Genomic DNA, 19,712 nt, shown 5'->3' on the forward strand with positions numbered 1-19,712 from the left:
ATAGCAATAATAGACTGTTTGTTGGTATTTTGCAAAGCAATGTTGTTTTGTTGCAAATATGCACAGCGGATAGTCTTATAAAACGAAACATTTTTAATAAAAATAAATGGTTATCTATTTTACTTCATAGTTTACGCTAGATGCATGAAGTAGTGGTTAGAGTGGAAAATTATATATATTTAACTGTAAAACTGGAGTCATAAGTTAAAAGATAGTATTCTAGTCAACAATAGATAAGCGATTGTATTATATAATAGCCTTATTGATATTTATTGGTTTCCATTATTAAAAAATAGTAAATAGTTGTATTTTTGTGAACATAGTTTGTTTGTTGCTTTATTGATACAGGTTTGTCATTCCGTAGCGTATGCGGATTCAGGACGGTCATTTTTTATATGGGCGTCATTAGATTTTATTGGGTTTTTTGGAGGGTTTGCTTGTGGGTGTTCCTTTACGTCAGCAGTTGACTGTAGGTAGTTATTTAATTAAGCAGAAGTTGAAAGGGGTTAAGAAATATCCTTTGGTGCTGATGCTTGAGCCTTTGTTTCGTTGCAATTTAGCCTGTGCGGGCTGCGGTAAAATTGATTATCCAGATGATATTCTCGACAAGCGGCTTTCATTTGAAGAATGTATGCAGGCTGTAGACGAATGCGATGCGCCCATGGTATCGATTCCAGGGGGCGAGCCGCTTATCCACAAAGAAATGCCGCAAATTGTTGAAGGTATTATTGCGCGGAAGAAATTCGTTTACCTGTGCACTAATGCACTTTTATTGAAAAAGAGAATTGACGATTATAAGCCATCACCTTACCTGACATTTTCAATTCATTTAGATGGCATGCGCGAAAGGCATGATACGTCTGTTTGCCAGGAAGGTGTTTTTGAACGAGCTGTTGAAGCCATAAAATTGGCGCTGGAAAAGGGATTTAGAGTTACCGTGAATTGCACTCTGTTTCAGGGCGAGCAAGCCCAGGAAGTTGCCGATTTCCTGGATTATGCGATGGAGTTAGGTGTTGAAGGCGTGACCATCGCCCCGGGTTTCAGCTATGAGCATGCGCCTAAGCAGGATGTATTCATTAAAGGGAGCGATGTTAAAGACTTATTCCGGGGTATTTTCAAAATAGGTAAAAACCGTAACTGGAAATTAAATCATTCATCGTTATATCTTGATTTCTTGGCCGGTAACCAAAATTACGATTGTACGCCATGGGGCAATCCTACCCGTAACGTGTTTGGTTGGCAAAAACCTTGTTATTTACTGGCTGATGAAGGTTATGTTTCAACTTTTCAGGAGCTTTTGGATACCACACCCTGGGATAAATACGGGACTGTTAATAATCCTAAATGTGCAAGCTGCATGGCGCATTGCGGTTATGAAGCGACAGCTGTTGAAGATATGCTAAGTCATCCGTTGAAAGGATTGTTAATATCAATTAAAGGCCCAAGAACCGAGGGAGAAATGGTTCCTGAGGCCAATCCCGAGTATGCAAGAGAAGAGCTTTCATCAACGATTGCAGGAATTCCTGTGAGAGTAGAAGTTGTCGATTAAAATATATTCATGCTGGCTGCTTAGGGTGTAGACGAGAGGGGCGCTGGAGACGAGCCCAAATTTTTTCGTCTTCGCCTTGCGCCTTTTGCCTGATTTAATTAGGTATTGGTTTTATGAGGTTTTGATTATGGTTTTAAAAAAATTGAAGTTAGCTGTTGTTTTTATGATCCTTTTATTAGGGACGATAAATGCTTTTGCTATAGATGAAGGCGGGGCAACAGCAAGACAAGTTGTAGAGAAATTTCAGGCCGATCTTATTGCCGTGATGAAAGAAGGCAAAAAACTGGGATATGCCGGAAGATATGAAAAATTAAAAGATCCTGTTTCAAACAGCCACGAGCTGACAAAAATTGCTCGTATTGTTGTCGGTAAGGAATGGGAGAAATTGTCCGAAGAACAGCAACAAAAGCTGGTCGATGTATTCAGCAAGTTAAGTATTGCTTCTTATGCGCACAACTTTAAAGATTATTCGGGAGAATCGTTTGTATTTGATTCAGAAGAAGAAACAACAAGAGGCGGTGTTGTTGTGCATTCTCATTTTGTCATTCCTGACGACAAGCCAGTGAAATTCGATTACATGCTAAAGGAAAAGGGTAACAGCTGGCGCATCATCAATATTATCGCCAATGGGGTGAGTGACTTGGCCTTGAAAAGATCGGAATACACGGCTATTCTACAGCGAGAAGGCTTTGACGCTTTAATAAATAAGATTAACGAAAAAATTGACAATTATTCAAAACAATAGGTTTTATGCTAATGAACAAACCATATAACGGCAATCGAAGCGTTAAAATGCAACATACATTCTCAGGTTTGCTAATCGGAATTGCCATCGGATTGAGCGGTTGTGCAACAACAGGCGATGTTGAGTCGCAAACTGTAGCAAATAAAGCTGATCCTTATGAGAACTTCAATAGAAAGATGTTCGGTTTTAACGATAAAGTCGATAATTATGTAGCCGAACCTATTTCAAATGCCTATAAATGGATAACTCCACAGTTCATGCAGACAGGTGTTTTCAATTTCTTTAATAACCTGAAAAATGTAAACGTGGTGATCAATGATGTTTTACAGGCTAAATTTGCTCAAAGCGCGGAAGATACCGGACGGCTTGCAATTAATTCAACAGTAGGTTTGGGTGGTTTGTTTGATGTTGCCAAGCATGTAGGGCTGGAACAAAATGAGGAAGATTTCGATCAGACTTTGGCGGTATGGGGTGTGCCTCAGGGTTCTTACTTGGTGCTTCCTCTTCTAGGACCCTCAACTGCCCGCGGTATTCCTGGCGCAGTATTTGATACGGCGGCAAATCCCGCCAGTTACGTAGGTATGCCTGTACAACTGGTGTCTATGCTGAATTCGCGCGCCAGCGCTGAAGGTGCACTGAAATTTATCGATGAAGCCGCACTAGACCCTTATGTATTCACGCGCGAATCTTTTTTGCAATGGCGTAATAATTTAGCTACGGATGGAAAAGCGGAAGCTTCTACGGATGTTGATGGTTTTGAAGACGAGTCTCTTGGTGGCGATAAAAACGCAGTTTCCGGACAAGCTTTAGCTGGCGAAGCCAACACAAGCACTAAGTCAGGGTTTGCTTTGCGCCTGGATGCAGATACTAAAGAGTTTGGACAAGCTTCGCATTCATTTAGTAGTGTTGCTCAATCTTTTAATGATACTTCCAAATCGTTTGAAGATGCCAGTAGCAAGTTGGATAAATTGAAAAAATCCAAAAAATATAGATAAAGAATCTAAAGGAAAGGCGAAAGAGCGGTCTAATTTGAAGTTTATTTTTTCGCCTTTCCCTTTTCGCCCTCTAGTAATGCAATAAAGAATGGATTTCGTAATTCCTTAGTTTTTCTTTTCCTTCCAGGAAATCCAGCTCCACCACAAAGGCACACGCCTCTACTTTTGCTCCCAGTTGTTCAACTAATTCACAGCTCGCTTTGGCTGTTCCCCCGGTAGCTAACAGATCATCAATTAATAAAACACGATCATTTGCATTAAAGGCATCGATATGCGCTTCCAATGTGGCTGAGCCATATTCAAGGTCGTACGATACACTCTGCACATCATAAGGCAATTTTCCTGGCTTTCTTAACGGTATAAATGGAAGTCCCAGCTCCCAGGCGACCAAAGAGCCGAAAATAAAACCGCGCGCCTCCATACCTGCAACGGCGGTAATGTTTCTGCCTAAAAAAGGCTGTAGCAATTGATGGACAGTGAGTCTTAATGTGGCGGGATCTTTTACTAGTGGTGTAATATCCTTGAAGATAATACCAGGTTTTGGAAAGTCAGGTATGTCACGGATTTTATCTCTCAGTCTTTTCATCGTTTTGTATTGTTTTAATATAACGGAATTTAAAGTTAGGCAAAAATAACATGCCATTCATGAAATTCATAGCATCTGTATTGCGCAAGCTAGACTAAGCCGGAGTCTCTTTTCCGTATATGAAGCTTCTTCCAATAGCAATTCTCATTATGGTAATAACAATATCGTCGACTTAAAATATTTTCCCATAACGAGATTGCTGGTCCCCTTATACACTTCTGTTGTTAAAAGCGCACTTATGCTATTATAAGCGATTTTAACTTACCAGGATTATTATAGATGGCTAAAGAAGATCAAATTGAAATGGAAGGGAAGGTAATTGACACGCTTCCTAATACTATGTTTCGCGTCGAGCTGGAAAACGGCCATATCGTCACAGCACATATTTCAGGAAAAATGCGCAAACATTATATTCGTATTCTTACCGGGGATAGTGTTAAAGTTGAAATGACGCCCTACGATTTAACCAAAGGCCGCATTACATTCCGTATGCGTTAATCCTGTTAATAACAGGATTAACGCAAGTTTCTTGATTAGCCGCAGCGGGTCCGTATTAAAAATTGGCTTCAGGAACAATCAACTCAGCGCTTTCTATAGCGAAGTTCAGTTCATTATCCTTCACGTAAATTCGCACATGTCCACCGTGCGCCAAATCGCCAAACAGCAAGTCGTTAGCTAGCGGTTTTTTGATTTTCTCTTGAATGAGTCGCGCCATCGGCCTCGCTCCCATTTTTGGGTCGCAGCCGTTTTCAGCGAGCCATAACCGGGCCTCAGGATCCAATGCAAGCGTTACATGTTTGTCTGCCAGCAAGGCTTCCAATTCAAAGATGAATTTATCAACCACGTGCCCGACAATCGAGATATCCAATGGTTTGAATTGAATAATGGCATCAAGACGGTTGCGAAATTCAGGTGAAAAGCCTTTTTCGATAACTTTCATGCTGTCGGTGGCATGGTCCTGATGTGTAAAGCCAATAGAGGCGCGACTGCCTTCTTCCGCTCCAGCATTGGTGGTCATTACCAGAATAATGTTACGGAAGTCCGCCTTGCGACCGTTATTATCGGTCAATGAGCCATGATCCATCACCTGCAATAACAGGTTAAATACATCTGGGTGGGCTTTTTCCAATTCATCCAGCAGCAGGACTGCATGAGGATGCTTGGTTACCTGTTCGGTTAATAAACCGCCTTGATCAAAGCCCACGTACCCTGGAGGCGCACCGATCAGTCTGGAAACGGTGTGCCGCTCCATGTATTCTGACATATCGAAGCGAATTAACTCTACTCCCAACACCTTGGCTAGTTGTCGCGTCACTTCGGTTTTACCTACACCTGTAGGGCCCGCAAAAAGAAATGAACCGATAGTCTTCTGCGAATCTCTTAGACCTGCACGTGATAATTTTATGGCTGATGCCAGCGCCGAAATTGCCTCGTCTTGTCCAAAGACCAGCATTTTCAGATTCTTTTCCAGATTACTCAGCTTGTCGATGTCATTGGACGATACCGATTTTGCAGGCACTCTGGCTATTTTTGAGACTATTTCTTCTATTTCGGCAACATCAATAAGCTGTTTGCGATCAGCCTCAGCCGTCATACGCTGTTTTGCACCGGCTTCGTCAATCACATCAATGGCTTTATCGGGCAAATGCCGATCGGTGATATAGCGATCCGACAACTCTGCCGCTACACGTAATGCATCGGAAGAATATTTAACATCATGATGTTCTTCGAAACGCGATTTAAGACCTTTTAGAATCAGGATAGTGTCTTCAACGGAAGGTTCAAGTACATCAACTTTTTGGAACCTTCGGGCTAAGGCATGATCTTTTTCAAAAACGCCGCGATATTCCTGGTAAGTGGTGGAACCTATGCAGCGTAATTGGCCGGAAGCCAGTGCCGGTTTAATCAAATTGGACGCATCCATCACGCCGCCGGAAGCTGAGCCGGCTCCGATAATGGTATGAATTTCATCAATAAACAGGATAGAATCGGGTTCCTTATTAAGTTGACTTAATAGCGCCTTAAGGCGCTTTTCAAAGTCTCCCCGGTATTTAGTGCCGGCAACCAGCGCACCTAAATCCAGTGAATAAATCACATTGTTCATCAATACATCCGGCACTTGCTCTTCGACAATCCGTTTCGCCAGGCCCTCTGCGATTGCCGTTTTACCAACGCCCGCTTCACCGACCAGCAAAGGATTGTTTTTGCGGCGGCGGCAAAGTGTCTGAATAGTGCGCTCAACTTCGGAGTCTCTGCCAATTAATGGGTCGATTCGACCTTTTAAGGCTTCTTCATTCAGATTGGTGGCGTATTTATCCAGTGGACTGCCGGCAGCTTCAGAGTCCCCATTGCTGGATTCCGGCGAACGGTTACTTGAAGAGTCATTTTCAGGGTCGATTTTTGAAATGCCATGAGCTAAGTAATTAACCACATCCAATCTTGAAATATCCTGTTTATTTAACAGATAAACAGCATGGGAATCCTGTTCGCTGAATAAGGCTACAAATAAATTGGCGCCGGAAACTTCTTTTTTGTCGGATGCCTGCACATGGAAAACCGCGCGTTGAAGCACTCGCTGAAATCCCAAAGTAGGCTGGGTTTCCCGCTGGATACCTATCGGAATTAGCGAAGTGGTTTCATCGATAAATTGCGTTAACTGGCCGCGTAACGCCTTAATATCGCAACCGCATGCTATCAAAATCGGCTGTGCCGAAGCATTTTCGAGCAAGGCCAGTAACAAATGCTCAACCGTAATAAATTCATGGCGTTTATCATGAGCATTTTTAAAGGCGTTATTTAACGTAATTTCAAGTTCTTTACTTAACATAAACTCTCCAACCTAAACTTCTTCCATCGAACACATCAGCGGGTGTTGATGCTCTCGGGAATAGTCGTTAACTATATATACTTTGGTTTCAGCAACGTCTTTAGAATACATCCCGCACACCCCAATCCCCTGTATATGTATTTGCAGCATCACCTGAGTTGCTTTTTCTTCAGACATGTCAAAAAAATCCATTAAAATTTCAATCACAAAATCCATAGGCGTGAAGTCGTCGTTTAACAAGATAACCTTGTATAAAGGCGGTCTCTTTAATTTTGGCTTAGCTTCTTGAATAGCCAAACCACCATCTTTGTCTTTAAAGGGATCGGAATCGGACATAGTTTTAAAGTAGTGAAATATTTAGCCTTAACATAGTGCCAATTCTGGCGAATTTCAACTCTTATGTTTGCAACAAAATAAACAAAGTGTGTGCGAAAGATTCACGAGGCTCTTTCTTATAGTGTCTTTTTACCAACATAACATTGTCAAATCTAGTAAAATATCAGCTTTCATAGTTGGAACTCAGTAATGGTTTGGAAACCGCATGTTACAGTTGCCGCAGTTATTGAACAAGGCAAACGTTTTTTAGTTGTAGAAGAAGAAACTTCCTACGGGCTTCAATTCAATCAGCCAGCAGGGCATCTTGAAGAGGGCGAAGATCTAATTACCGCGATTAAGCGTGAAGTGCAGGAAGAAACCGGTTGGCAGTTTGAACCTGAGTACATCGTTTCCATCCAGCTTTGGCGAAAAAGTCCTGATTCCCCCAGTTTTGTCAGAGTGTGTTTTTCCGGTCACTGTCATTCTCATAACCCGATGCAGCAGCTGGATGAAGGCATAGTTGCAACTCACTGGTTAACGCGCGATGAAATCGAAACTGAGCGGCATCGCTTGCGTAGTCCGCTGGTGCTTATTAGTATAGACGACTATCTCAGCGGGCAACGCCACCCCTTATCTTTGCTTAAATCATTTATCGATCTTGACCATGAGTAAAAAAGTAATCGTCGGTATGTCCGGCGGTGTCGATTCTTCGGTAACTGCTTTGCTGCTTTTGGAGCAAGGTCATCAAGTTACCGGTTTGTTTATGAAGAACTGGGAAGAAGACGATGGTACCGAGTATTGCACCGCAATGGAAGATCTCGCTGATGCCCAGCAAGTCTGCGATAAATTAGGCATAGAATTAAAAACCGTGAATTTTGCCGCCGAATATTGGGATGAGGTCTTTGAAGTTTTCTTGTCTGAATTCAAAGCAGGGCGCACGCCTAATCCGGACATTTTGTGCAACAAACATGTTAAGTTCAAAGCCTTTCTGAATTATGCGATTGAAGACTTGGGGGCGGAATATATAGCTACGGGGCATTATGCGCGTGTGGACGAAAGAGATGGAGAGTTCTTTTTGTTAAAAGGCCTGGACCCGAATAAAGAGCAAAGTTATTTTCTTTATACGCTTGGACAAAAACAATTGTCGCGCACGCTGTTTCCGATAGGTCATTTACATAAACCGGAAATCCGGGCCATGGCCGATAAAGCCGGTTTTGCCAATAGCCGTAAAAAAGACAGCACCGGCATCTGCTTTATCGGCGAGCGCAAATTCACCGAATTTTTGCAACGCTATCTGCCTACTCAGCCGGGTGAAATGCGAACCCCAGAAGGGCAGTATATCGGCAAACATCACGGCTTGATGTACTACACGTTGGGTCAACGCCAAGGCTTGGGCATAGGCGGCGTTAAAAATGCGCCGGATGAGCCGTGGTATGTACTGGAAAAAGATTTGGAAAATAATGTTTTGATTGTCGGCCAAGGCCACGATCACCCGCTGATGTTGCATAACATGCTCGAAGCCAGTCAACTGGATTGGTGCAACAATAGGCCGTTGACTAAACCAATACGCTGTAGCGCTAAAACCCGTTATCGTCAGGCGGACCAGCCCTGCTATTTAGAACCGGTAGGCGAAGATAGATGCAAAGCTGTTTTCGACGAACCGCAAAGAGCCATTACACCTGGTCAATCCGTCGTTTTTTACGAGGGTGAAATATGCTTGGGCGGCGGGATTATTGAATCCAAAGCTTTTGTCTTGTAGGCAAAGCTAACGAATAACAACAAACACTAAAATACTCGGATAACTCCATGACTAATTTTGCTCTTACCGCTATTTCTCCTATCGACGGCCGCTATGCTGATAAAGTGGCTGCATTGCGTCCTATCTTCAGTGAATACGGCCTGATTCGTTTTCGTGTGCTTGTTGAAGTCCGCTGGCTGCAAGCCTTGGCTAATCATCCGTTAATTACCGAAGTCAGCCTGTTTAGCGACGCGGCGACGCAACTGTTAAATAATATCGTCGGCGATTTTTCAGAGGCCGATGCGCAGCGCGTTAAAGACATTGAAAAAACCACGAATCACGACGTTAAAGCTGTTGAATATTTACTGAAAGAAAAAATTGCCGGTTGCGTTGAACTGGAAAAAGTCAGTGAGTTCATTCATTTTGCCTGTACTTCAGAAGACATTAACAATCTGTCTTATGCGTTAATGCTCAAAGAAGGCCGTGAAGTGATATTGGCTCAAATCAATGACATCATTGCGGCGATCAAAACCATTGCCGTAGAAACTGCGGATCAACCGATGTTATCGCGCACCCACGGGCAATCCGCTACGCCTACCACAACCGGCAAGGAGTTCGCTAACGTCGCCGCTCGAATGCAGCGCCAGAAAGATCAACTGCAAGCTGTCGCATTATTGGGCAAAATAAACGGAGCAGTGGGTAATTACAATGCGCACTGCGTAGCTTATCCCGATGTGGATTGGGCGGAATTTGCGCAAAGCTTTGTCGAATCCCTGGGGCTGCAATTTAACCCCTACACCATCCAGATTGAACCGCACGATTATATTGCCGAGTATTTCCATGCTCTATCCCGCTTCAATACCATTTTGCTGGATTTTGACCGTGATATTTGGGGCTATATTTCCTTAGGCTACTTCAAGCAGAAAACCATCGCCGGTGAAGTCGGTTCATCTACCATGCCGCACAAAGTCAATCCGATTGATTTTGAAAACTCGGAAGGTAATTTAGGATTAGCCAATGCGATATTCGGCTTTTTAGCGGAAAAATTGCCAGTATCGCGCTGGCAGAGGGATTTAACCGATTCAACGGTGTTGAGAAATATCGGTGTCGGTATTGCTCACACTTCTATCGCTATCCAGGCCAGTTTGAAAGGTATATCCAAATTACAGATCAATATTGAAGCGATTGAGGCCGATCTTAACGCCAATTGGGAAGTGTTGGCTGAACCGATTCAAACCGTGATGCGTCGTTACGGGATTGAAAAACCTTACGAGAAATTGAAAGAGCTCACCCGCGGTCAGCGCATTACTACCGAACAAATGCAGGCGTTTATTGAAAAACTGGAAATCCCCGCTGATGCCAAAGCAGTTTTGCTGGAGCTGACTCCGCGTAGTTATATCGGTTACGCTAAAAAGTTAGCTAAGGAAATTTAGAGTCCATTGAAAGCCAGATCTACTCTTTGATTAGATGATCTGGCTAAAACGTTCATGGTTCGGCACGCTCTTCACGAAAAACATAACGAGTTCATCTACAAAGTATCTGAGGCGTAATCAGCCAAGCGTGAGCGCTCGCCGCGCCGCAAGGTGATATGCGCTCCATGGGGCCAAGTTTTAAAACGGTCTACAACATAAGTCAATCCGGACGTAGTCGCGGTTAAATAAGGCGTGTCTATTTGCGAAAGATTGCCGATACAGATGATTTTGGTTCCAGGCCCTGCACGGGTTATCAGGGTTTTCATTTGTTTTGAAGTCAGGTTTTGAGCTTCGTCAATGATCAGGTAGCGGTTGAGGAACGTCCGTCCGCGCATAAAGTTAAGCGACCTGATTTTGACCCGGTTCATAATAATATTGCTGGTAGCGCTTTGTTCCCATTCGCCGTGTTCCGCATTTTGGCCCAGCAGTTCAAGGTTATCAATTAATGCGCCCATCCACGGCGCCATTTTTTCTTCTTCCGTTCCGGGCAGAAAGCCTATATCTTCACCGACCGGCACGGTTTCGCGGGTCATGATAATTTCCTGGTAGGCTTTGTTTTCCAGGGTTAATGTAAGTCCTGCAGCCAGCGCCAGTAGGGTTTTGCCGGTACCTGCCGTGCCTAATAAAGTAACAAAATCAATGTTGGGATCTAGCAAGACATTGAGCGCAAAGTTCTGCTCCCGATTTTTTGCCGTTATGCCCCAGACATTGTTATGTTTTGCACGGTAATCCTTTGCCAGTTCCAATACCGCAATCTGTCCGTCGCAAGATCTGACGATGGCTTCAAAATTGGTTTCGTCTTCTATGTACAAATACTGGTTGGGATACCATTCGGCGACTAGCGGATCGTCCAGTTTGTAAAAAGTGCGGTTTTTTTCCTGCCAAGACTCCATTTTGGTGCCGTGTACTTCCCAGAAATCCTTTTCCAGCGCCATTGCGCCGCTGTATAGCAAGTCGATGTCATCAAGGGTTTGGTCATTATGATAGTCTTCCGCAAGCAACTCCAAGGTTGCAGCCTTGATGCGCATGTTGATATCTTTCGATACCAGAATAACAGTGGTATCGGGCAGTTCTTTGGTCAACGCCAACACGATGCGGAGTATTGAATTATCGGCAATATTGCCGGGCATGCTTTCCGGTAGCAGCGCAGTCATAGCGCTGGTCTGGAAATATAAACGTCCGGCGTCAGTTGTATCGGTATTCGGCCTGTGTTTTATGCTCGACAGCGGTAGGCCGTCATTAATGGTTTGCTGGTTAGCGTCGCAAATTAATTCATCAAGAAATCGGCTGACCTGCCTTACATTGCGCGCCAGTTCGGTTAGGCCTTTTTTTGCATGATCAAGTTCTTCCAGAACAATCATCGGGATAAAGATGTCATGTTCCTTGAAGCGGAAGATCGAGGTTGGATCGTGCATCAGCACATTGGTGTCCAAGACAAACAGCTTTTTATCCGACGACGTTTGAATATTCATAGTTAAGCGCCTGCGAGCTCATGTAAGAATTGCAGGACCTCGTCACAATGGCTTTTGACTTTTACTTTACGCCATTCGCGAACCAGCACACCTTGAGGATTGACCAAAAAGGTGCTACGTTCGATTCCTCGAACCTGCTTGCCGTACATGTTTTTCATTTTGATGACGTCGAACAGCTGACACAGTTTTTCATCGGGGTCTGACAATAAATCAAAGGGAAATTCCTGTTTACATTTAAAGCCTTCATGAACGCGAATAGTGTCACGGGATATGCCTACTATAACGGTATTGAACGCAGTAAATTTTTCAATGTTATCGCGAAAACTTTGACCTTCCTGAATACAGCCTGGCGTGTTATCTTTAGGGTAAAAATAAATAACAAGATATTTACCTTGATAGTCACTTAATCTTATTGTTTTATCGCCAGTAGATAGGGCTTCAAAATCGGGTATGGGGCTGCCAAGAGTTATCATTATCAAGGTTACCGTTTTATAGGTTCAAGAATGGCATCTATATTTAATCGGTCGCAAAAATCCAAAAACTCCTCACGTAGCGACAGAAGATGAAGTTGCGGCGGGATCAAAATTACAAATTTGGTCGAGAAGACTGAGGTTTGAATATAGGGCGCCTGATAACAGCTGCCGGTTATTTCCTCAATGTCTATTTCCCTGTCAAACAGAAAAGAAGTAATTGATTCTGTGACATTATCGCGATCCAGAGAAATGGTTTCCAATGAATAAGGGACGCACTCCTTGGGCTTGTCTTTTTGTTCGGGGCGTAAGGTGTGAACTTTGATATCCAGTCTTCTTTGTATAATGTCCAGAGTACTTTCAAATTTGGCAATTTGATTCCAGTTGCCGGAAATAAGTAGGTATGCGGCAGTAGACTGAGCGAGACGGGACAGCCTTATTTCCAAAATAGTACATTTACAGTCGCGTATGGCGGGTAATATTTCGGCAATAAAATTAATCTGATGATTGCCTAAGGCAGTGATAGCTAGTTGCATTTTGTCTCTTAAAAGTTTTTTTGAGAGTTTAGCATCAAACAGGCGAAACTTTATGAACATTAAGTTTATTTGGTACTAAAATGATAAAAAATTCGCTTTTTTCCAATAAATACCAAACACTACATTTAAACTTTGTGGTTATTTTAATTCTCATTACTGAGCCTGAATATGACTGACTCAACAGATAAAAAATCAAAAGAAAAGAGCGATAATCTCGCTGTCGATCTGGATGCTATGCTGGACGAGGCGGAGTCTTCTTTTATTCCGATCAATGAGCTTCAGGATGAAGAAGATGCTATTGATAGGTTGCTGATGAATGCCGATTTTGATGCAGATGATGCGTTAATGAAAAAAGATGTTGGACTGCATGATGAGCTGGATGATTTTTTAAATTTTGACGGCTTTGAGAAGAATTTTAACAAGCCGGAAAAGGCACAGTCGGCCGTTGCAGGGTTAGAGCAAACTGCTGGAAATTCAACTTTTACTTCGTTAAATGAAGCGCAGTATGATGAAGATGACCTTGACAGATTAGTGATGAACGCTGCTCTTGATGCAGACTATGAGCCGGAGCAAGCGGCTGGTGATGTTGAGATGCCTGAAGAGTTGGACAGCCTATCTGACTTTAGTGATTTCGATGAGTCGGAAATAGTTTCGAGAGTCAAAGCCGATGAACATGAGCAGGGTGATACGGCGCCACGGGAAGAACTGGATGACTATTTCAGCTTGATCAATAATTTTGATGAATTGGATATGATTCAAGATGATAAGGTCGATGCTTCGATTTCAGCTGAGGCGAAATTAATTACGCCAGTAATAGTTGAAGAATCAGATAAGGAAGAAGATGTAGATGGGGTTGAAGAGTTGGACAAATTCTCGGATTTTAGCGATTTCTATGAACCGGACATCATTCCGGCAGTCGAAGAAGTCGTGAAACCTGAACAGCCCAAAGAGAACCTATCCTCAACAATTAACAATACCGGCCTGTCGGACGAGATCGATGACTTTTCCGGCTTTAACGGATTCGATGATGATCTAGGTGAATCGGATCTAATTCAAGACGATAAAGATGAAGCATCAGTTCCGGCTGCACTAGATTTAAACGTGTCCGCAGAAGACGCCTTAGGTGAAGAAAAGGATGTTGATGCAGTTGAAGAGCTGGATGGTTTTTCTGATTTTAGTGATTTCGATGAGCCGGACATAATTTCTGAAGTCGAAATCGAGGAACCAGAGCTGGTTATGGATAATTCATCCTCACTTGCAAATGATGGCAATCTGCCGGAAGAGTTTGATGATGTTTCAGATGTTGGCGGCTTTGGCGTGGATTTTAACGAATCGGATATAATTCAGGATGATGACGTTGAGGCTTCGGCGAATTTGGTCGAAGCCGATAAAGACCAGAAAGCAGTAATTGAGCAATCATTCGACGATAACAACACTGTCGACATCGACAGCTTGTCTCCGAATGACGGTTTGGATGCACAGGATGCTTTAGAACAAACAGTCGAAATTGTTGACGAAGCCGATGAATTTGATAAGTCAGACCTGATCCAAGACGATGAGATTGGGTCTACGGCAGATTTAGTTGTAGCTGATGAAGAGCTGCCGATAGCAGTTGAAGAATCAGTTAATAATGTTCAGGATGACGAAAGCAGCTTTAACGCTCTATTTGCATACGCCGATTCTGATGTAGAGGATATATTGGAACAGGCAGACGAGAAGGACGATGCACTCATTGATGATGCAGGTCTGCCGGATGAGGTTGATGATTTTTCCGGCTTTAGCGACAATTTTAATGAATCAGATCTGATTCAGGATAATGAAGTTGAAACTTCGGCGGATTCAGCTGCAGCTAATGAAGAGTTGGGGGCGGTAATTGAAGAATCAGTCAATGATGTGCAGGATGACGAAAGTAGCTTTAATGCTTTATTTGCGGATGCCGATTTCGGTGAAGAGAATGCGTTAGAACAAGTGGAAGGGAAAGAACAAGAGTTTGGTGACGATACAGATTTAAACGAAATTAATGATTTTTTTAAATCGAATGATGATAACGACATTTTTTCCAGACAGACTGAAGATGCGCAGTTAACAAAGAGCGGAAAAACATCAACTCAGGATGAACAAGAAGATGATTTTCTTTTACCTGATTTTGATATTACTGCCGATACAGAAATTTCCGATACGCTTGCTGATGCGAAAATTGAAGAACGTGAGTTCTCCGACGCTTTTGATAGCAGTAACTTCTTGAACGAAAATGAAGCTGTGCAAACTTTCGAGCCGGAAACTCCGGCGCTGAAACCGGAAGCTAAAGACACAGTTGCCGAGCCCACTCCGGCACAAGCGGCCGATACAGCGACAGAAGATATTGAAAATGTAAAGTTAAGCCCATTTAATTTTGAGTATGAAGATTTAAAAAAACAACTGGAAGATGCTGAAAATAAAGTTAAAAAGGCTAAGCGTTACAGCTATTTGGCGATGGGCTTTGGAGCTGTTGCCTTAAGTACGGCCGCCGGATTAGGTGTGATGACTTATGGGGCGAAAACGGAGGTTTCAAGATTAACCGAAGCAGTTACAACTCTTGAGGCTAACTTGGCAAAAAGCGCTGCAAACAGCCCTAGCGAAGAAGTTAATGCTATGAGAAATTCGGTTGTATTGTTGAATAAGCAGGTCGATGGTTTTATAACCGAGCTGAAAGGAAATTCTCAGTTTCCCGTCGATTTGTTAAATAACAAAGTCCCTAATATTGTGGCAAAGCAGGATATGGTGAGCAAGGCGCTTGATATGTTGCAGGTCAAAGTAGGTAATTTGGAAGAGAAAGTATCTTCAACGCCCTCCGCGCCATCCGTTGTTGAACCACCTAAGGTCGAAGTAGCCCCTGGACCTGCGCCTATAAAAGAAGAAAATGTACATGAGATTGCGTCAGCTAAAATTACGCCAGAGCATGAGCATGGTAAAAGCATAGATAAGCACGATCTTCACGATCCTAAAGAGGCATCTGCACATAATTATGCAAAAGAAGTAGCAGAAGTAGCGGTGCATGAGCCTGCATCAACCAAAGAAGAAGCTGTACATGAGCAAACTCCAACCAAAGAGAAAACTAAGCATGAGACGGCTCCTGTCAAATCGAAACCTCAACCTGAAGTGGCAGCGGCTAAACCGGTAGTTCCCGAACAAGTTATTGTCGAAGAGAAACCAGTAAAGGCAATCAAACAAGCCGTTATCGGAAAATGGGGGATAAATTTGGTTGCGTTTAAACAGGAATGGTTTGCCAAAAGCAAAGCCGCTGAATTTGCGCGCCTTGGTGTTTTTGCCGAAGTAATACCCGTCCATGAAAAGAATATGACAATGTACCGGTTGCGAGTCGGAGGGTTCAAGAGCAAAGCAGAAGCGAATGCAAATACGGCTAAAATCAAACAAGCGCTTAATCTGGATTCGGTTTGGGTGAGCGATAACTAGAACTTTGTCGATGAGAGAGAAAAAACTGGTTGTAGCGGTATCATCCAGAGCGTTATTCAATCTGGATGAATCGCATACGATATTTGAAACACAGGGCAGGGAAGCTTTCTGCCGCTATCAAATAGAGCATGAAGATGAAGTTTTGGAGCCGGGGTACGGTTTTGCCCTGGTTGAGAAGTTTCTGAGCTTGAATGACAGTTGCCCCGATGATCCGCTGGTTGAAATTATTCTGTTATCACAAAATAGTGCAGATACGGGTTTAAGAATCTTTAATTCTATTGCCCATCATCAGTTGAAGATTATCCGAGCGGCGTTTACCAGCGGCGCATCTCCATACGGTTATATTCCTGCATTCGGTGCGCATCTGTTTTTATCGGCCAATGCCGATGATGTCGCTAAGGCTTTGGATGCGGGGTTTGCGGCGGCAACTATTCTTTGCGGTCCTTCCATAACCTATCATTCCAAACAGCTGCGTATTGCTTTTGATGGTGATTCGGTGCTGTTTTCGGATGAGTCTGAACGGATTTACCAACAGCGCGGCCTGGATGTGTTCAGCGAAAATGAGCGTAACGAAGCCAAAAAGCCCTTATCCGGCGGGCCGTTTAAGGATTTTTTGAGTGCTCTGCATTACATTCAAACGCAGTTTGACCCGCAAGCGTCACCGATAAGAACCGCATTGGTGACCGCTCGCTCGGCTCCGGCTCATGAGCGGGTAGTCCGCACGCTAAGAGCCTGGGGGATCCGCATTGATGAAGCGCTATTTCTGGGAGGCATAGACAAGGGCGCTTTTTTGAGAGCATTCGGCGCAGATATTTTCTTTGACGATCAAAAAGGCCATTGTGAATCTGCTGCCCGGCATGTCGCTGCTGCGCATGTGCCACACGGTATAATTAACCGGAAAGATTAAGCTATAAAATAGTCTGTTTTGATGAAGCTCCCGCCTGTTCTTTGACTAACTTTGGCACCAAATAGCCGGGTAGGATGGCTTGAACTTGTCGGATAAGCGCCAGAGCTTCTGCCTCAGGAACTTCAAAATGTCCCGTTCCCGTCGCTTTATCCAGTAAATGCAGGTAATAAGGAATAATGCCGTGTCTGAATAGTTGTTCGCTCAGTTCGTATAGGACTTCCACATTATCATTTACACCCTTTAAAAGTACTGCTTGATTAAACAAGGTAATTCCACTGTTTTTCAGCGAGTTGCAGGCTGCAATAACACGGTTGTTGATTTCATTAGCATGGTTGCAATGCGTGATGATGATAATTTGTTTGGGACTTTGTTTAAGGATGTTAATAAAGGCATCAGTTATTCGGGAGGGCAGGACGATAGGCAGTCGACTGTGAATTCGAATGCGTTGCACGTGCTCGATATTGTTCAATTGCTGAATGAGCGACGATAATCTTGAGTCGCTTAATAGCAATGGATCCCCTCCGCTTAAAATAACTTCCGAAATATCAGTGTCGTTCTGTATGGTTTGGATGGCCGCATTTTCTTTTTGTCTATTAATTTGTAAATCAGCATATGGAAAATTACGGCGGAAACAGTATCGGCAGTTGATAGCGCAACTGCCGGTGTTGATAAGCAAAACCCGGCCATGGTACTTGTGCAAAATACCACTTTGGGTAGCTGATGCAAGATCGCCTACCGGATCATTGCTAAAACCCGGATAGGCCGACAATTCATCATTAATAGGCAATACTTGGCGCAATAAAGGATCATGCGGATTGCCTTTTTCGATGCAGGCCGCAAAACTTAAAGGAACGCGTAAAGAGAAGTTTTCAGCTGCCGCGGCTGAGATCGGCAAATCGTCTTGTGATAAATTCAGGTAACGGCAAAGGACTTCAATGTTATTAAAAGCTTCAGCAAGTTGTTGTTGCCAGTTTTTAGTAAAGTGCTGTATTTCGGATTGTGGCTCGAGCATCAGGAATTATTAAAGTTTCTATCAGTTGTTGCCTCTATTATAATGGCTGAGTTTACATTGTTTGTCATATTTGAGGATAAAATGGCTGTCTATAGCACTAATGAGTTTAAAGCCGGGTTAAAAGTTATGTTAGATAACGATCCCTGTGCAATTATTGAAAATGAATTTGTAAAACCCGGAAAAGGTCAGGCTTTTAACCGGGTAAAAATCAGGAATTTAAAAACCGGCCGGGTGATTGAAAGAACCTTTAAATCGGGCGAGTCTCTGGAAGGCGCCGATGTTGTCGATGTCGAGATGCAATATCTCTATAACGACGGTCAATTCAGGCATTTTATGGTGCCGGACACTTTCGAGCAGTATCAAACTGATGAAAAAATTGTCGGCGATGCGGGTAAATGGCTTAAAGACCAAGACTCTTGCACTGTAACCTTATGGAATGATGTGCCTCTTGCGATTTCACCGTCCAATTTTGTCGATTTGGCTATTACTGAAACCGATCCCGGTGTTCGTGGCGATACCTCGGGCGGCGGCGGCAAACCGGCGGTTTTGGAGACTGGTGCGGTAGTCAGAGTGCCTTTGTTTGTGCAAATTGGTGAATTGATCAGGGTCGATACCCGTACCGGCGAATACGTTTCGCGCGTAAAAGAATAGTGCTGCAAGACTGGCGACCAACATGCTCTTTAGAGCTGATGCGCTTAAGAGCGCAGATGCTTGCCGAGATACGTAAGTTTTTTGCTGATAGATCGGTATTGGAAGTGGAGACGCCTTTACTTGGACACTGTATCGGAACAGATCCGCAGTTGGATTTTTTTACTGCTGACTATTGGTTGCCGCCACGGCGGCAAACGCTGTTTTTGCAAACATCGCCTGAGTTTGCAATGAAACGGCTGCTTGCAGCCGGCAGCGGTTCCATCTATCAGATAGGCAAGGCATTCAGGAACGGCGAGTCGGGGCGTTTCCACAATCCTGAATTTACCATGCTTGAATGGTATCGGGTCGGCTTTACCTTGCCCCAGTTAATGGATGAAATCGCTGAGCTGATCGAAGGACTATTCAGTGGTAAGCCGTTAAAAGAAACACGACGAGTCAGTTACCAGGACGTATTTGTTTCGTTTACCGGTTTAGATCCCCTGATATTTTCGTATCAGGATTACTGCGCTTTTGCCAGGGAATGCGAATTATCTGAGGCAGTAGGTATTTGCGGACAAGACCATGCCTTGTGGCTGGATTTTATATTCAGCCATAAAGTCCAGCCGCATTTGGGCGAAAATGCTTTGTGCATGGTTTATGGTTACCCCGCTTGTCAGTCGTCGTTAGCAAAAATCAATGAAGATAATCCGCAGATCGTTGAGCGGGTTGAACTATTTATTAATGGCATTGAGCTTGGCAATGGCTATTACGAGCTGACCGATGCAGAAGAGCAGAGTAGGCGCTTTGATAAAGAATTGGCTATCAGGCACTTACATAAACAGCCGTCTGCCGTTAAAGACCAACGTCTTATTGCAGCTCTGCAATCGGGATTGCCGGAATGTTCGGGCGTGGCTGTAGGTTTGGATCGTTTGTTGATGCTATTGTCTGATAGCGCTTCCATTGATAATGTGCTTAGTTTTTCTATTCGTAGCGCTTAAGCTCGTT

Annotated in this window: 18 protein-coding genes; 11 read left to right on the forward strand and 7 right to left on the reverse strand. The window is 43.6% G+C overall.

Features of this window, described 5'->3' with window-relative positions; all coding sequences use genetic code 11:
* The first annotated feature begins 439 nt into the window (after window positions 1-439).
* The 3 genes from hpnH (at window position 440) to EPO18_RS13815 (ending at window position 3,289) form a co-directional block, all read left to right on the forward strand.
* Window positions 440-1,549, forward strand: a complete 1,110-nt coding sequence (gene hpnH, locus EPO18_RS13805) for an adenosyl-hopene transferase HpnH (RefSeq protein WP_292434145.1) — start codon at window positions 440-442, stop codon at window positions 1,547-1,549.
* 127 nt (window positions 1,550-1,676) lie between these two features.
* Entirely contained in the window at window positions 1,677-2,294 is a 618-nt protein-coding gene (locus EPO18_RS13810; protein ID WP_292434146.1) for an ABC transporter substrate-binding protein, read from the forward strand.
* An 11-nt stretch (window positions 2,295-2,305) separates the two neighbouring features.
* Complete coding sequence (locus EPO18_RS13815; RefSeq protein WP_292434148.1) at window positions 2,306-3,289, forward strand: MlaA family lipoprotein; 984 nt, start codon at window positions 2,306-2,308, stop codon at window positions 3,287-3,289.
* Between the two features lie 70 nt (window positions 3,290-3,359).
* On the opposite strand, the gene EPO18_RS13820 is transcribed toward EPO18_RS13815, so the two are convergent.
* A complete protein-coding gene (locus tag EPO18_RS13820; RefSeq protein ID WP_292434150.1) occupies window positions 3,360-3,875 on the reverse strand; it encodes an adenine phosphoribosyltransferase in 516 nt (171 codons plus the stop codon).
* Between the two features lie 279 nt (window positions 3,876-4,154).
* Between EPO18_RS13820 and infA the strand changes: the two genes are divergently transcribed.
* Entirely contained in the window at window positions 4,155-4,373 is a 219-nt protein-coding gene (infA, locus tag EPO18_RS13825) for a translation initiation factor IF-1 (protein ID WP_006889822.1), read from the forward strand.
* Between the two features lie 55 nt (window positions 4,374-4,428).
* Here infA and clpA read toward each other — a convergent pair whose 3' ends face one another.
* Window positions 4,429-6,702, reverse strand: coding sequence for an ATP-dependent Clp protease ATP-binding subunit ClpA (gene clpA, locus EPO18_RS13830; RefSeq protein WP_292434152.1), 2,274 nt, complete (start codon window positions 6,700-6,702; stop codon window positions 4,429-4,431).
* A 12-nt stretch (window positions 6,703-6,714) separates the two neighbouring features.
* A complete protein-coding gene (gene clpS, locus EPO18_RS13835; RefSeq protein ID WP_292434154.1) occupies window positions 6,715-7,038 on the reverse strand; it encodes an ATP-dependent Clp protease adapter ClpS in 324 nt (107 codons plus the stop codon).
* 189 nt (window positions 7,039-7,227) lie between these two features.
* On the opposite strand from clpS, the gene EPO18_RS13840 reads away from it, so the two are divergent.
* From EPO18_RS13840 to purB, 3 genes are read left to right on the forward strand one after another with little or no spacing between them, the layout of a single operon-like run.
* Window positions 7,228-7,689 (forward strand): NUDIX hydrolase, encoded by a 462-nt coding sequence (locus EPO18_RS13840; protein ID WP_292434156.1) that lies wholly within the window; start codon window positions 7,228-7,230, stop codon window positions 7,687-7,689.
* Window positions 7,682-8,776 carry a tRNA 2-thiouridine(34) synthase MnmA gene (mnmA, locus tag EPO18_RS13845; protein ID WP_292434157.1) on the forward strand — a complete coding sequence of 365 codons (1,095 nt, stop codon included), beginning with the start codon at window positions 7,682-7,684 and terminating at the stop codon, window positions 8,774-8,776. Before EPO18_RS13840 ends, mnmA begins: the two co-directional genes overlap by 8 nt.
* A gap of 47 nt (window positions 8,777-8,823) precedes the next feature.
* Complete coding sequence (purB, locus tag EPO18_RS13850; protein ID WP_292434159.1) at window positions 8,824-10,188, forward strand: adenylosuccinate lyase; 1,365 nt, start codon at window positions 8,824-8,826, stop codon at window positions 10,186-10,188.
* A gap of 95 nt (window positions 10,189-10,283) precedes the next feature.
* On the opposite strand, the gene EPO18_RS13855 is transcribed toward purB, so the two are convergent.
* The 3 genes from EPO18_RS13855 to EPO18_RS13865 are packed head-to-tail and all read right to left on the reverse strand — an operon-like array spanning window position 10,284 to window position 12,705.
* On the reverse strand, window positions 10,284-11,699 hold the full coding sequence (locus EPO18_RS13855) for a PhoH family protein (protein ID WP_292434161.1): 1,416 nt from the start codon (window positions 11,697-11,699) through the stop codon (window positions 10,284-10,286).
* A gap of 2 nt (window positions 11,700-11,701) precedes the next feature.
* Complete coding sequence (locus EPO18_RS13860; protein ID WP_472850898.1) at window positions 11,702-12,172, reverse strand: peroxiredoxin; 471 nt, start codon at window positions 12,170-12,172, stop codon at window positions 11,702-11,704.
* 8 nt (window positions 12,173-12,180) lie between these two features.
* Window positions 12,181-12,705 (reverse strand): glycine cleavage system transcriptional repressor, encoded by a 525-nt coding sequence (locus tag EPO18_RS13865; protein ID WP_292434166.1) that lies wholly within the window; start codon window positions 12,703-12,705, stop codon window positions 12,181-12,183.
* Window positions 12,706-12,873: 168 nt separating this feature from the next.
* Between EPO18_RS13865 and EPO18_RS13870 the strand changes: the two genes are divergently transcribed.
* Complete coding sequence (locus EPO18_RS13870) at window positions 12,874-16,158, forward strand: SPOR domain-containing protein (RefSeq protein ID WP_292434167.1); 3,285 nt, start codon at window positions 12,874-12,876, stop codon at window positions 16,156-16,158.
* A 10-nt stretch (window positions 16,159-16,168) separates the two neighbouring features.
* Window positions 16,169-17,065 carry a 5'-nucleotidase gene (locus EPO18_RS13875; RefSeq protein ID WP_292434169.1) on the forward strand — a complete coding sequence of 299 codons (897 nt, stop codon included), beginning with the start codon at window positions 16,169-16,171 and terminating at the stop codon, window positions 17,063-17,065.
* Window position 17,066: 1 nt separating this feature from the next.
* Here EPO18_RS13875 and epmB read toward each other — a convergent pair whose 3' ends face one another.
* Complete coding sequence (gene epmB / locus EPO18_RS13880; protein ID WP_292434171.1) at window positions 17,067-18,077, reverse strand: EF-P beta-lysylation protein EpmB; 1,011 nt, start codon at window positions 18,075-18,077, stop codon at window positions 17,067-17,069.
* 81 nt (window positions 18,078-18,158) lie between these two features.
* On the opposite strand from epmB, the gene efp reads away from it, so the two are divergent.
* Window positions 18,159-18,728, forward strand: a complete 570-nt coding sequence (efp, locus tag EPO18_RS13885) for an elongation factor P (protein WP_292434173.1) — start codon at window positions 18,159-18,161, stop codon at window positions 18,726-18,728.
* Window positions 18,728-19,705, forward strand: coding sequence for an EF-P lysine aminoacylase EpmA (epmA, locus tag EPO18_RS13890; protein WP_292434175.1), 978 nt, complete (start codon window positions 18,728-18,730; stop codon window positions 19,703-19,705). Before efp ends, epmA begins: the two co-directional genes overlap by 1 nt.
* Window positions 19,706-19,712: the final 7 nt, after the last annotated feature.

The organism is Methylobacter sp., assembly GCF_004322395.1.
GTDB lineage: Bacteria > Pseudomonadota > Gammaproteobacteria > Methylococcales > Methylomonadaceae > Methylobacter_A.